This is a genomic window from Kitasatospora sp. GP82 (assembly GCF_029892105.1).
GTDB lineage: Bacteria > Actinomycetota > Actinomycetes > Streptomycetales > Streptomycetaceae > Kitasatospora.
The window spans coordinates 91,813-105,347 of record NZ_JARZAJ010000022.1; the positions used below are offsets into that span (position 1 = coordinate 91,813).

10 protein-coding genes and 1 pseudogene are annotated in these 13,535 nt (G+C 69.7%); 10 read left to right on the plus strand and 1 reads right to left on the minus strand.

The window, feature by feature from the left end; translation table 11 throughout:
* Positions 1 to 56 precede the first annotated feature (56 nt).
* The 6 genes and pseudogenes from P3T39_RS23395 (at position 57) to P3T39_RS23420 (ending at position 7,698) form a co-directional block, all read left to right on the plus strand.
* Positions 57 to 879: pseudogene (locus P3T39_RS23395) on the plus strand (NUDIX domain-containing protein).
* A gap of 291 nt (positions 880 to 1,170) precedes the next feature.
* Positions 1,171 to 2,556, plus strand: coding sequence for an ABC transporter ATP-binding protein (locus P3T39_RS23400; RefSeq protein ID WP_280700621.1), 1,386 nt, complete (start codon positions 1,171 to 1,173; stop codon positions 2,554 to 2,556).
* Positions 2,557 to 2,559: 3 nt separating this feature from the next.
* Positions 2,560 to 3,390 carry a hypothetical protein gene (locus tag P3T39_RS23405; protein WP_280700623.1) on the plus strand — a complete coding sequence of 277 codons (831 nt, stop codon included), beginning with the start codon at positions 2,560 to 2,562 and terminating at the stop codon, positions 3,388 to 3,390.
* A 257-nt stretch (positions 3,391 to 3,647) separates the two neighbouring features.
* Positions 3,648 to 4,523, plus strand: coding sequence for a FadR/GntR family transcriptional regulator (locus tag P3T39_RS23410; RefSeq protein WP_280700625.1), 876 nt, complete (start codon positions 3,648 to 3,650; stop codon positions 4,521 to 4,523).
* Between the two features lie 485 nt (positions 4,524 to 5,008).
* Positions 5,009 to 6,622, plus strand: coding sequence for an RNA polymerase sigma factor (locus P3T39_RS23415; RefSeq protein WP_280700627.1), 1,614 nt, complete (start codon positions 5,009 to 5,011; stop codon positions 6,620 to 6,622).
* Positions 6,623 to 6,828: 206 nt separating this feature from the next.
* Positions 6,829 to 7,698, plus strand: coding sequence for a serine protease (locus P3T39_RS23420; RefSeq protein ID WP_280700629.1), 870 nt, complete (start codon positions 6,829 to 6,831; stop codon positions 7,696 to 7,698).
* A gap of 188 nt (positions 7,699 to 7,886) precedes the next feature.
* Here the strand turns inward: P3T39_RS23420 and P3T39_RS23425 are convergent, their stop codons facing one another.
* Positions 7,887 to 8,117, minus strand: a complete 231-nt coding sequence (locus tag P3T39_RS23425; protein ID WP_280700631.1) for a hypothetical protein — start codon at positions 8,115 to 8,117, stop codon at positions 7,887 to 7,889.
* A gap of 522 nt (positions 8,118 to 8,639) precedes the next feature.
* On the opposite strand from P3T39_RS23425, the gene P3T39_RS23430 reads away from it, so the two are divergent.
* The 4 genes from P3T39_RS23430 (at position 8,640) to P3T39_RS23445 (ending at position 13,368) form a co-directional block, all read left to right on the plus strand.
* Entirely contained in the window at positions 8,640 to 10,751 is a 2,112-nt protein-coding gene (locus P3T39_RS23430) for a DNA topoisomerase IV subunit B (protein ID WP_280700633.1), read from the plus strand.
* A 157-nt stretch (positions 10,752 to 10,908) separates the two neighbouring features.
* Complete coding sequence (locus P3T39_RS23435; RefSeq protein ID WP_280700635.1) at positions 10,909 to 11,388, plus strand: CcdC protein domain-containing protein; 480 nt, start codon at positions 10,909 to 10,911, stop codon at positions 11,386 to 11,388.
* A gap of 53 nt (positions 11,389 to 11,441) precedes the next feature.
* The gene (locus tag P3T39_RS23440; protein WP_280700727.1) at positions 11,442 to 12,599 is read left to right on the plus strand and encodes a histidine kinase; all 1,158 of its coding nucleotides are present in this window, start codon (positions 11,442 to 11,444) and stop codon (positions 12,597 to 12,599) included.
* A gap of 64 nt (positions 12,600 to 12,663) precedes the next feature.
* Positions 12,664 to 13,368: a response regulator transcription factor gene (locus P3T39_RS23445; protein ID WP_280700637.1), complete on the plus strand. Its 705-nt coding sequence runs from the start codon at positions 12,664 to 12,666 to the stop codon at positions 13,366 to 13,368.
* Positions 13,369 to 13,535 lie beyond the last annotated feature (167 nt).

The window sequence follows — 13,535 nt, forward strand, 5'->3', positions numbered from 1 at the left end:
GGCGTCGGGTCGGCCGATCGGCTGGGCCGACAACGGCCTTTCGGAGGAGCGCGACGGTGCGGTCCGACGGACCTGTCCGGTCTGTCCCTGCCCAACCCTGTGCTTATCGTCAGAGAGACGACTATGATCGTCGTCATGTCGCGTTATGACCGGTCGGCCTTCCCCCCGTTCGCTGTCACGGTCGACCTGGTGGTGCTGACGGTGCGGGAGCACGCGTTGTGTGCACTCCTGGTGCGCCGTGGTGAGCCCCCGTTCCAGGGTTACTGGGCGCTGCCCGGCGGCTTCGTACGCCCTGACGAGGGCCTGGCGGAGGCAGCCTCACGGGAGCTTGCCGAGGAGACCGGCCTGCGCGCGCACTCCACTCCCGGCCAGGGTTCGGCCGGAGCACACCTGGAGCAGCTCGCGACCTACGGCCACCCTCAGCGCGACCCCCGGATGCGGGTGGTCAGCGTGGCCCATCTCGCGCTCGCCCCCGATCTGCCGACCCCACGCGCCGGTGGGGATGCCCGTAGTGCTCGCTGGGCGCCGGTCGCCGAGCTGGTCGGGCAGGGCCCGGCCGAGGGGGTTCCGCTCGCCTTCGACCACGGGGAGATCCTGGCCGACGGTGTGGAGCGGGCCCGATCCAAGATCGAGTACTCCTCGCTCGCCACCGCGTTCTGCCCGCCGGAGTTCACCGTCGGCGAGCTGCGCCAGGTTTACGAGGCCGTCTGGGGCGTGGCCCTGGATCCGCGCAACTTCCACCGCAAGGTCACCGGCACTCCTGGGTTCCTGGTGCCCTCCGGCAGTACGACGACCCGTCAGGGCGGCCGTCCCGCCCAGCTCTTCAAGGCAGGCGGGGCAACCGTTCTGAACCCGCCCATGCTCCGCCCTGAGTCGTGATCGCGCCTCGAATCGTGACCGCCCGGTCGGCCCGGTCGGCCGGATGGACCCGGTCCCAGCCTGACCGGCCCGCCTTTGCAGTCCTTCCCGGCGCTTCGAAGCGTTGACCGTCTGTCACGTCTGACAAATCTGTCGCCTGATCGAGTGAGCTGCGCGGCCACACCGTGCACGATGCATCCGTAATGCCCGTTTTCTCCGCCAATGCGTCCTAGTGTGCTGGCGCGGGCATGCTCAGGGACCACCCGTGATGCCCGTGGACCCGGTCGGCCGAGGACATGGGAGCAGGCAGCGATGATCCAGATCACCGGACTGACCAAGGTCTATCGGCGGGGCCGTCCACCGGCCCTGCTCGACCTGACGTTCGACGCCCGTCCAGGCATGGTGACCGCTCTGCTGGGTGCGGAGGGTGCGGGGAAGACCACCGCGCTACGGCTCATGGTGGAGCTGGAGCGTGGCACGGGCATCACCCTCTTCGACGGGCGCACCTACCGCAGGCTGCGCCGTCCCGAGCGTGAGGTCGGCGTCGTACTCCCGGGCGGACGTGTGCCGGCCGGGCATCCGGGACGTCGGGCGCGCAGTCATCTGCAGATGCTGGCCGCCGCGGTCGGTGTCCCGTCCACCCGGGCGGACGAACTGCTGGAGCAGACCAGGCTGGCCACGGTCTCGGCCCACCGTCTGCGCAGCTTCTCGCCAGGTATGCACCGCCGTCTGACCCTCGCCGCAGCCCTGCTCGGATCCCCCCACACCCTGCTGCTGGACGCCCCCACCGAGGGCCTCTCGCCGCGCAACGTCGAGTGGTTCCACTCCTTCCTGCGCTCCTTCGCCGTCTCGGGCGGAACGGTTCTGGTCACCACCAGAACCCCGCAGGAGGCGTCCGTCCTGGCGGACCGGGTGATCACTCTCGACCAGGGCCGACTGCTTGCGGACCAGCCGATCGCGGAGTTCCGCCGGACGCGGATGCACCCCGAAGTCTCGGTCCGCGGACCGCAGATGGCCCGGCTGGCGGATCTGCTGGCCGGACAGGGAGTCCAGATCCGCAGGGACGGTGGCGCCGGTCTCGCGGTGAGCGGCATCGGCCGCACCGAGATCGGCGAACTCGCCTACCGGCACGGAATTCTGCTCCATGAGCTGGCCGACCGGGTGGTCGAGCAGCCCATCCCGCACCCGAGCCTGCCGTCCGCCTCCGGCCGCTCCGGCAGTGTCCAACTCCACTCGACCGGAAGGTCCTCGGGTGCTCCGCTGGTGGGCGCCCAGGCCGTGGGCAGGCAGCCGGTGGGCAGTCGAGCGCTCGGCAAACGGCCGACCAGCGCCCAGTCCGCGCCCCAGTCCCAGTTGCAGCACCAGTCGCAGGCCCACTCCTACGGCGAGCCCCAACCGGCCGATGAGGTTTACGGGGTCTACCGGATCAACGAATTCCATGAGGCCGACAAGGCCGACGCGCCAGATAACCCGGATATGCCGGACACGCCGGACACGCCGGAGGCGCCGGACACGCCGGGTACACCGGATATGCCGGGCATGGCAGACACGGCGCGACTCGCAACGGTCGGCAGACCTGCCCAGCCCGACCGGACGGCGCCGCCCCCGGCGGTGTCGGTGCCGTCGCCTGGGCCGGTGCCCGAGTCCGCGGCGCTGTCCCAGCCCCTTCCCGGCCTCGACCACCACCGGAGCGAGTGAACCGTGCGCGTCCTTGCCTACGAGCTGCGGCGACTGCGTGGCCTCCGTTCCACCTGGTTCGTCCTCGGTGCCGTGCTGCTCGGTGACGCCGCGGTGGCAGCCGTGATCGCGCACCAACTGCCCGCCGGTGCCCTCTCGGTGCCCGCCGCCGTCCGTTCCGTGACGGCGATTGTCCCGCTGCTGCCGCTCCCGATCTCCGCCCTCGGCGCCGGCGCGCTGGGCGCCCTCTCGTACGGGCACGAGGTCCGGCACCCGGGCCTGGCGGCTTCGCAGGTCACGTACCGGCGCAGGATCGGGCTACTGGCGGGCAAGCTGGTGGTGATCGGTCTGCTCTCGGCAGCACTCGCGGTCGCCACCGCCGTGGTGGATGCTGTGGTGCTGCGCTTCGCGCTCCCGGCCGGTGTGGATGCCGCGCGGATGTTCGGCCCGGACGCCCAGACAATGGTGGCCGTCGGACAGCCGCTCGCGGTGTTCGGGGTCATGGTGGTGCTGGCCGGGTGCTCAGGGCTGCTCACCACCTCGCTGGTGCGCAGTGCGGCGGCCGGGATGCTCATCCTCGCGGCGCTACCGGCGCTGCTGGAGCCCGCGCTCTCCCTGGTGCTTCGTCGGACGGGTCGGCCGATGCCCGCTCGGGTCCGTGAACTGCTGCCGTTCCAGTACGGACTGGACTGGCTCGGGGACGCCCCTCGGGACGGCGTGTCGGCGTTCGGTCCGGCACTCGGTCCCGCGCTTCGGCCAGTGCTGGAGCCGGTCTTCCTCGCAGCCTCGCTGGCCCCGGCCGCGGTGCTTCTGCTCTCCTGCTTCCTGGTCCAACTCCGGCGCTGCGCGCTCTGACGGCGTCGCCGGAAGCTCCGGCCGTACCCTCCGCCGACACGGTGGCCGACACCGTGTCGGCGCCGTCATTGGCACCGTCGTTGGCGCCCGGCCGGTGATCCTGGTGACAGTCTGTCATGGGGGGCCGAGGGAGCAGGATCGAAAAAGCCGCTTTCTGCCTGATATGAAGTCAATTATCCGGTCACGGGCGATCACCCTTTCGTGTGCTTTTCACGAGAATTCTCAAGCCGACCCCGCGGATCGCCGACAAAGGACGTGTGAGTACCCTTGCGCACCCCACCATGACCGCAGCTCGTTCGGCAGACCCAGTCGGCGCCGCCGGAGAGCTGGACCGTTTCTCGTACGCCGATCGGCCCACTCCACCCGCGCCCCGCTGGGAGGGCGCCGAGGCCGACCTCGCCCGGGTCGGCCGGAAGACCACCAGCAGCCGCGGCCGCGGCCTCCATGGCCAGCTGGTCCAGCAGCTCGGCCAGATGATCGTCTCCGGCGACCTCGGCGCCGACCGTCCGCTGGTCCCCGAGGAGATCGGCCAGCGGTTCGAGGTCTCCCGCACCGTCGTCCGCGAGTCGCTGCGGGTGCTGGAGGCCAAGGGCCTCGTGAGCGCCCGGCCGAACGTGGGCACCAGGGTCCGCCCGGTCAGCGACTGGAACCTGCTCGACCCCGACATCATCGAGTGGCGGGCCTTCGGGCCGCAGCGGGACGAGCAGCGCCGGGAGCTGTTCGAACTCCGCTGGGCGATCGAGCCGCTCGCCGCCCGCCTCGCGGCAGGACACGGCCGGGAGGATGTCCAGCAGCGGCTGGTCGAACTCACCGAGGTCATGGGCCACGCCGGGGCCCAGGGAGACCTGGTCAGCTACGGCCGGGCCGACGCCGAGCTGCATGCGCTGATCCTCCAGATGGCGGGCAACCGGATGCTGGAGCACCTCTCCGGCATCGTGGCCTGTGCCCTCCAGGTCTCCGGAGGCACGGCGACCACCTGTGAGCGGCCGTCCGAGTCCTCGGTCAGCCTGCACACCCGGCTGGTCGACGCGCTGGGGACGGGCGACGGCACCGCAGCCGAGACGGCCATCCGGGCGCTGCTCACCGTCCACCCGGAGGTCGAGCACTCGGTGCCGGCCCCGCGCGAGCACTGAGCCCGGCCGAGCACTGCTCCACAGGTACCCGCCCGCCCGAGGGACGGGAATCGGACCGGTCCCGGATCTCTCCCGGAGAAGGCTGTTGGGGAAGCTCCGGGAGAAAGTGGCACCCTTGGCCCTTCGGCTGAACCGTTCGAGCTTCGAGACCGCTGAGGTCCCCAGGACCGCTGTGGTTCCCCAGCCGTCCGAGGCAGCCGGAGGGCCACGTCCGTCCCGGAAAGCCGGTGTGACCGGCGACACCATGGCCATGCGTAACACTTGAGGGGCGGCAGCGATGTGTACGGAGCGGAAGCAGCTCCGGAATACCAGCCAGTGTCAGAATGCTGTGTTGGTCCGCGGCGCTGCTGCCGTCCTGCAAACCCAGTCCTCAAGCTCCGAGCCGGTCGGAATCGACACCGCGCGTCGTCGCGCGTGTTCCTTCCCCGCCCCCTCGGGCGGCCAGGCACGGGGTTCGAGTCCACTCATCGTCCGAGAGGTTGTTCGTGTCGGCCAGCACATCCCGTTCGCTTCCCCCCGAGATCGCCGAGTCCGCAGCTCTGCTCGCGCTCATCGAGCGGGGCAAGGCCCAGGGGCAGATCGCCGGTGACGACGTGCGCCAGGCGTTCGAGGCGGACCAGATCCCGGTCACCAAGTGGAAGAACGTCATGCGCAGCCTCAACCAGGTGTTGATTGAGGAAGGGGTGGACCTGATGGTCAGCGCTGCTGAACCTGCCGGGTCCAAGCGCAAGAGCGTTGCCGCCAAGAGCACCACCAAGCGCACCGCGACCAAGGCGGTCACCACTCGGACTCCGGCTGCTCCCACCCGACCCCCGGTGCGGATCGCCCCCGCCGCGACCGTGGCCGTCCCGGCTGTCGCCGCGACGGTGTCGACCACCGAGGTCACGGTCGTGGAGGGCGTCGAGGGTACCGAGGTGAGGGCCGTGGCCAAGAAGGCCGCCGCCCCCGCCAAGAAGGCCGTGGCCAAGAAGGCTGCCGCCCCTGCCAAGAAGACCGCCGCCAAGAAGACCGCCGCCAAGGGTGGCAAGGGCGACGAGGAGCTGCTCGGCGAGGAGGAGCTGCTCGAGGATGCCGCGCTGCCCGGCGACAAGGCCGGCGAGGAGGCCGAGCCCGAAGAGGAGTCGCAGGGCTTCGTCCTCTCCGACGACGACGAGGACGACGCGCCCGCTCAGCAGGTCGCCGTCGCCGGTGCCACCGCAGACCCGGTCAAGGACTACCTGAAGCAGATCGGTAAGGTCCCGCTGCTCAACGCCGAGCAGGAGGTCGAGCTCGCCAAGCGCATCGAGGCCGGCCTGTTCGCCGAGGACAAGCTCAGCGCCGCCGACAAGCTCGCGCCGAAGCTCAAGCGCGAGCTGGAGATCATCGCCGAGGACGGCCGCCGCGCCAAGAACCACCTGCTGGAGGCCAACCTCCGTCTGGTGGTCTCGCTGGCCAAGCGCTACACCGGTCGCGGCATGCTCTTCCTGGACCTGATCCAGGAGGGCAACCTCGGTCTGATCCGTGCGGTCGAGAAGTTCGACTACACCAAGGGCTACAAGTTCTCCACCTACGCCACGTGGTGGATCCGCCAGGCGATCACCCGCGCGATGGCCGACCAGGCCCGCACCATCCGTATCCCGGTGCACATGGTCGAGGTCATCAACAAGCTGGCCCGCGTCCAGCGCCAGATGCTCCAGGACCTGGGCCGCGAGCCCACCCCGGAGGAGCTGGCCAAGGAGCTCGACATGACCCCGGAGAAGGTCATCGAGGTCCAGAAGTACGGCCGCGAGCCCATCTCGCTGCACACCCCGCTCGGTGAGGACGGTGACAGCGAGTTCGGTGACCTCATCGAGGACTCCGAGGCCGTCGTCCCGGCCGACGCGGTCAGCTTCACCCTGCTCCAGGAGCAGCTGCACTCGGTGCTCGACACCCTCAGCGAGCGCGAGGCCGGCGTGGTGTCGATGCGCTTCGGTCTGACGGACGGTCAGCCGAAGACGCTGGACGAGATCGGCAAGGTCTACGGGGTCACCCGTGAGCGCATCCGCCAGATCGAGTCGAAGACCATGTCCAAGCTGCGCCACCCGTCGCGTTCGCAGGTTCTGCGCGACTACCTGGACTGATCCCCGATCGTCCCCGAAGGGCCCGGAGCTTCACGCTCCGGGCCCTTCGGCGTATCCGGGGTCGGGGCAGGGGTCAGGGCCCGCCGTCATCCGGCCGTGCGTCGAATCCCTCGTCCGGGTGGTGTGGCGTCGGGCATCGACACTCAGCGTAGTAGATCAACTACGCTGTGCCGGTTGTCTGCTGCCGAACCTGTCTGGAGAAACCGGTGCTGCCCATCCTGGACGCCCACCCGGCCTCGCTGCTGCCTCGCAGGCGCCGCCGCAGGGTGGTGGCCCTGGCGTTGCTGGCTGCCCTTCCGGCGCCGCTGATCGCATTGACCGCTGCCGCGCCTGCCGAGGCGCAGCGGCGCATCGTGGGCGGCAAGGCTGTCAGTACCGGCAACCATCGGTGGATGGTTGCGCTGGCCAGCCGCCAGCAGTTCGGCAACGCACGTGCCGGACAGTTCTGCGGCGGCACGCTGGTGGCGCCGACGAAGGTGGTGACGGCCGCGCACTGCTTCTACGACGAGACCAGCGGCCGGCGGATCGATCGCCCGGGGCTGAAGGTGATCGTCGGCCGGGACGATCTCACCCGGCGCAACGGCAGGGAGGTCGAGGTCCGAGAGGTGCTGGTCCACCCCGAGTACTCGTACGCCACCAATATGCAGGATGTGGCGGTTCTCACGATTGCCGAGGCCCAGCCCGAGACGTCGCTCATCAACTACGTGGAGCCGGGGGAGACGGAGCCGTACGTGCCCGGAGCCAAGGCGCAGGTCTACGGGTGGGGCGACACTCGGGGCGACGGTAGTTACTCGAACACGTTGCACAGTGTCGACGTGCCGATCATCGCCGATGAGACCTGTGCGCACGCCTACCCCGGTGGCCCGGACGGGCTGTTCGATGCCCGGGGCATGGTCTGCGCGGGCGATCAGCAGGGCGGCAAGGATGCCTGCCAGGGCGACAGCGGCGGTCCGTTGGTGGTGGCCGGGCGCCTTGCGGGTCTGGTCTCCTGGGGGGCGGGCTGCGCCGAGGCCAACCACCCGGGCGTCTACACAAGGGTGTCGGCGGTGTCGGACTGGCTGCACTCGGTGCTCTGAGTGTCCGAACGGCTGCGCGGTGTACGCACGGTCTGACGCCGAGTAGTTGTGCGGATACTCTCCGACACTTCGTCAACTCGGTCAACGGGTTGAGGAAATGCCGCAGCCGGACGGTAAACCCCTTGCGGGGTCTGCCGTCCGGCTGCTCTCGGCCTGGCTCGAATCAGCTCGCCGGGCGAGCGGCGAGGTCAGTGCTCGTCGTCGTCGGCCGAGGCGTTGGTCGTCGAAAGACGACCGGTCTCGTCCTGTATCTCGACGGCGATCTTCTTGAGCTCGGGCTCGAACTTCCGGCCGTGGTGGGCACAGAAGAGCAGCTCTCCGCCGCTTGCGAGTACGACGCGCAGGTAGGCCTGGGCGCCGCAGCGGTCGCAGCGGTCAGCCGCGGTGAGCGGGCTCGCAGGTGTCAGAACAGTAGTCACGTCGCCTCTTCTCTAGCTCGACGAGCTGTCGTACCAGGGTCAACATCCAACCAGGTCGAAATCGTTCCCGCTCGTGGCTTTTCTTCTCTGAGGATTCTGCTGTGTTGTTGGTGAGGACGTGCCCAGGGCATCGGCGGTTCATGCGTACCGATTCCCAGGATCCGCCTCGGTCCTCGAACGTCCTAACGAAGCGGTGTCCGAGGTCCGCGTAGCATAATCCTCTGCTGGGTTGGAGCATAAGCCCCGTCCCACGCACCGGTAGCCTGCATCGCAGCAGTTCGGCCGCCTGTTGTTCACGTCGAGGTCCGCCAGGAGCCGTGGTGGCAGGTGGAGATGACGCTCCCGAGTCCCCGGCTTCGGCGGAGGTCTTGTTCGCGCAGCGCGTACAAGCTGCGCGGGCCGAGCCGTCTGTGTCTCAGGCATTGGGAACACTGTGCGGGTGGGCCCGGCAGACCGGGTCGGAAGTCAGTCGAAGCGTCGGACGGAAGTCGGACGGGTGAGAACTTCATTGAGGAGCACCGCGTGAGCGCTGAAAAAACCGTGCCGTCCGGCTTGTTGGCCGGAGACGACGGTTCCAATTACACCGCTCGGCATCTGCTCGTCCTGGAGGGCCTGGAGGCCGTCCGCAAGCGTCCGGGTATGTACATCGGGTCAACCGACAGTCGCGGTCTGATGCACTGCCTCTGGGAGATCATCGACAACTCGGTGGACGAGGCGCTCGGTGGCTTCTGCGACCGGATCGAGGTGCTGCTGCACGAGGACGGCTCGGTCGAGGTCCACGACAACGGCCGTGGCATCCCGGTGGACGTCGAGCCGAAGACCGGGCTGTCCGGCGTCGAGGTCGTGATGACCAAGCTGCACGCGGGCGGCAAGTTCGGCGGTGGCTCGTACGCCGCCTCCGGCGGTCTGCACGGTGTCGGCGCCTCGGTGGTCAACGCGCTCTCCGCGCGCCTGGACGTCGAGGTGGACCGCAGCGGTCACACCCATGCGATCAGCTTCCGGCGCGGCACCCCCGGCATCTTCACCGAACTCAGCCCGGACGCACCGTTCGAGGCGGCGAGCGGCCTCACCAGGAAGGGCAAGGCTCCCAGGGGTCGCACCGGCACCAGGATCCGCTACTGGGCCGACCGGCAGATCTTCCTCAAGGACGCCAAGCTCTCGCTGGAGAGCCTGCACAACCGGGCCCGCCAGACCGCCTTCCTCGTCCCCGGCCTCACCATCGTCGTCCGTGACGAACGGCTGACGGAGAGCGAGAAGGTCGAGGAGGCCACCTTCCGCTTCGACGGCGGCATCGGCGAGTTCACCGAGTTCCTGGCCCCCGACAAGCCGGTCTGCGACGTGCTGCGTCTGCGCGGTGAGGGCAGCTTCAAGGAGACCGTCCCCGTCCTGGACGAGCTCGGGCACATGACCCCCACCGAGGTCACCCGCCACCTCGGGGTGGACATCGCGCTGCGCTGGGGCGCCGGTTACGACTACACGCTCCGTTCCTTCGTGAACATCATCGCCACCCCCAAGGGCGGAACCCACGTCACCGGGTTCGAGCGCTCGCTGGCCAAGACGGTCAACGAGGTGCTGCGCGCCGCCAAGTTGCTGCGCGTCGCCGAGGACGACATCACCAAGGACGACGCCACCGAGGGCCTCACCGCCGTGGTCACCGTCCGGCTCGCCGAGCCGCAGTTCGAGGGCCAGACCAAGGAGGTGCTCGGCACCTCCGCGGCCAACCGGATCGTCGCCGCCGTGCTGGCCAAGGAACTCAAGGCCTTCCTCGCTTCCACCAAGAAGGACGAGAAGGTCCAGGCCCGCGCCGTCCTGGAGAAGGTCGTCGCCGCCGCCCGCACCCGCGTTGCCGCCCGCCAGCACAAGGAGGCGCAGCGCCGGAAGACCGCGCTGGAGACCTCCTCGCTGCCGGCCAAGCTGGCCGACTGCCGCAGCGACGACGTGGACCGCAGTGAACTCTTCATCGTCGAGGGAGACTCGGCGCTCGGCACCGCCAAGCTGGCCCGCAACTCGGAGTTCCAGGCCCTGCTGCCGATCCGTGGCAAGATCCTGAACGTGCAGAAGGCATCCGTGAGCGACATGCTCAAGAACGCCGAATGCGCCTCGATCATCCAGGTGATAGGGGCGGGCTCCGGCCGCTCCTTCGAGATCGACCAGGCCCGCTACGGCAAGGTCATCTTCATGGCCGACGCCGATGTCGACGGATCGCACATCCGCTGCCTGCTGCTGACGCTCTTTCAGCGCTACATGCGGCCGATGGTCGAGCAGGGCCGGGTCTTCGCCGCCGTCCCGCCGCTGCACCGGACCGAGCTCACCAACCCCAAGCGCGGCCAGGAGAAGTACCACTACACCTACTCCGACGCCGAACTGCGCAGCACCCTGCTGGAGTTCCAGCGCAAGGGGATGCGCTGGAAGGAGCCGGTGCAGCGCTACAAGGGCCTCGGCGAGATGGACGCCGACCAGCTGGCCGAGACCACGATGGACCCGCGCCACCGTACGCTGCGCCGGATCAACCTCGGTGACCTGGAGCAGGCCGAGAAGGTCTTCGACCTGCTGATGGGCAACGAGGTCGCGCCCCGCCGGGAGTTCATCGTCGACTCTGCGGCCACCCTGGACCGCTCGCGTATCGACGTCTGACGGCCCGGGTCCCGAAGAGAGCGCCGAAGGGGCCCTCCACCTACGGGTGGAGGGCCCCTTCGGCGTTCGGATCAACCCTGGCTCCGAGGACTCGGCCGCTCGCGCTCCGTAGCGTCGGTGGTGTCAAGGAAACCCCTCCTCCCAGTCGGAGAGTCCGATGCCTGCCCTCGCCAACGCTCTTATCGCCCTCGCGGTGATCGCTCTGGTCGTCAGTCGCCAACTGCGGGCCCAGAGGCTCGACACCGAGCGCCGGTTCTGGCTGCTCCCGGCGATTCTGGCGGTCATCGCCCTGCGCGACCCCAAGCTCATCGACAGCACGCACCAGACCGAGTCCGTCGCTCTGCTCGTCGCCTCGGTGATCGTGGTGCTCGCCATGGGCTCGGTCTGGGGCTGGACCGTCCGGATCTGGCGGGACGGCGACGGCGCCCTCTGGGCCCAGGGCACCAAGGCCACCATCGCCGCCTGGGGCGCCATGATCGCCCTGCGGATCGGCCTCTACGGTCTCGGCTCGGCGCTCCATGTGCACCAGAGCACCAACGCCCTGCTGCTCACCCTCGGCGCGCTGCTGCTCGTCCGTGGCGTCGTGGTGAACTGGCGGGCCCGTAGCCTGGAACAGCCCCACGGTGTCAGCGTCTGAGCCGGTCGACCGGCCGGTTCGATCCGTCAGTGTGATTCGTGAGAGGACCGTACGTGCCGCAGGACTCCTGGACCGGCTGGCCGTCCCGTGAAGGGCTGCGCCGGGAGCACCAGAGCGTGCCGCGTACGGTGCTCGCGGTCGTCTCCCGGCTGATCATGCTCGCCTTCGTGGTCTGGGGGACGTACGCGCGCGGTCACTTCGCCGGGTGGGCCCTGGTGGCGGTGGGTGCGGGCATTCTGGCCGCTGCCGCCCTGACCACGGCCTTCTTCCGGGCCACGCTGGCCCACCGGCTCGGGCCCTCGCTGGGTGCGGCCGCGGGGCTGCTGGTCATTGCGCAACTGGCCGACCAGGGCCATGCCCACCTGTTGGCCGACGTGCTCTGGTGCGGCCTGGCGGTGGTGGCGCTGGTGCGCCTGCCGTTCGGCTTCGCCCTGCTGACCGCCGCGCTGGCCTTCGGCTCGTACACCGTGGTGAGCTGGGACAGCTGGCTGGGTATCGCCTCGACCGTGGGCGGCCTCGGCCTACTCGGATATCTGTTGCGGCTGGACGCCGAGGCCCGGGCCACCGCGCAGCGGCTGCTGGCCCAGGAACGGGCCGCCCATGCGGCCCAGGCCGAGTCGGCGGCGCTGGCCGAGCGGGCCAGGATCGCCCGGGAGATCCATGATGTGCTCGCTCACAGCCTCTCCGCGCAGCTGGTCCATCTGGAGGCGGCCCGGCTGATGCTGGACGGCGGGGCCGAGCGCGAGCAGGTGAGGGAACGGGTGGTGGCGGCCCGGCGGATGGCGCAGGACGGGCTGGCCGAGACCCGGCAGGCGCTCTCCGCGCTGCGCGGCGAGTTCACGCCGGTGGGGGAGTACCTGGTCGAGCTGACCGGGCAGGAGGGCGCGACGCTCACCGTGCAGGGCACGGTCAGGCCGCTGCCGGCCGAGGCCGCGCTGGCGGTGCGCCGCACCACGCAGGAGGCGCTCACCAACGTTCGCAAGCACGCGTTCGGCAGCCGCGCCACCGTCCGGCTCGCCTACCTGGAGGGCAGCGTGGAGCTGGAGGTGCGCAACACCCGTCCGCCGCGTGCGGCCCCGCAGGAACTGGCCGTCAGCGGAAGTGGGTACGGTCTGCTGGGGATGCGCGAACGCGCGGAGCTGCTCGGCGGTGAGCTGCTGGCGGGCCCGGAGGACGGAGGGTGGCGCGTGCTGCTGCGGGTGCCGGCATGAGCGGGCGAATCGATATCAGGTGCGCGTTGAGCGAAGCGAATACCGAGCGGAGCGAGGCGGACGCATGAGCGAGCGGCTGACGAGAGTGGTGGTCGCCGATGACCAGACGGTGGTGCGCGAGGGGATCGTGATGCTGCTGGGCTTGCTGCCCGGAATCGAGGTGGTCGGGGCGGCGGCCGACGGTGAGGAGGCCGTCCGGCTGGTCGGCGAGCGGAGTCCGGACGTGGTCCTGATGGATCTTCGGATGCCCCGCTGCGACGGGGTCGAGGCCACCCGCCGGATCCGGGCGGAGTACCCGCACACCGAGGTGGTGGTGCTCACCACCTATGCCGACGACGCCTCGCTCTTCCCCGCCCTGCAGGCCGGTGCGCGCGGCTACCTCACCAAGGACGCGGGCGGCGAGGAGATCGCCCGGGCCATCGCGGATGTCCGCTCCGGTGCGGCCGGACTCTCGCCCCAGGTGCAACGGCGGTTGCTGGAGAGGCTTTCGGGGCCCTTGGCACCGGAGGCCGCGGCTCCCGCGCCGTCGTCGGGCAGACCTGCGCCGGCGCCGCGGGCCGAGCTGCCCGACGGGCTCACCGCGCGGGAGGCCGAGGTGCTGGCGCTGATCGCCGACGGGCTGTCCAACGCCGAGATCGCGCAGGAACTCTTCGTCAGCCAGGCGACGGTCAAGACGCACATCAACAACCTCTTCGCCAAGACCGCCGTGCGTGACCGGGCCCAGGCGGTGGCGTACGCGTTCTCCCATGGGATTAGACGCGATTCGTAAGCTGACGTTTCGCTCACCTTTTCGGGTGAACGTATCTGCATCTGGCCGTAAAAGGGTGTAGTGGGCAGCATCATGGTGCGGTGTCAGCGAGTGATCGGATGATCGCTGTCCGTAGCTCGCATCAGCCCACATCGACGCCTCAGCCGCAACCCGTGGCGTCGCCGGTT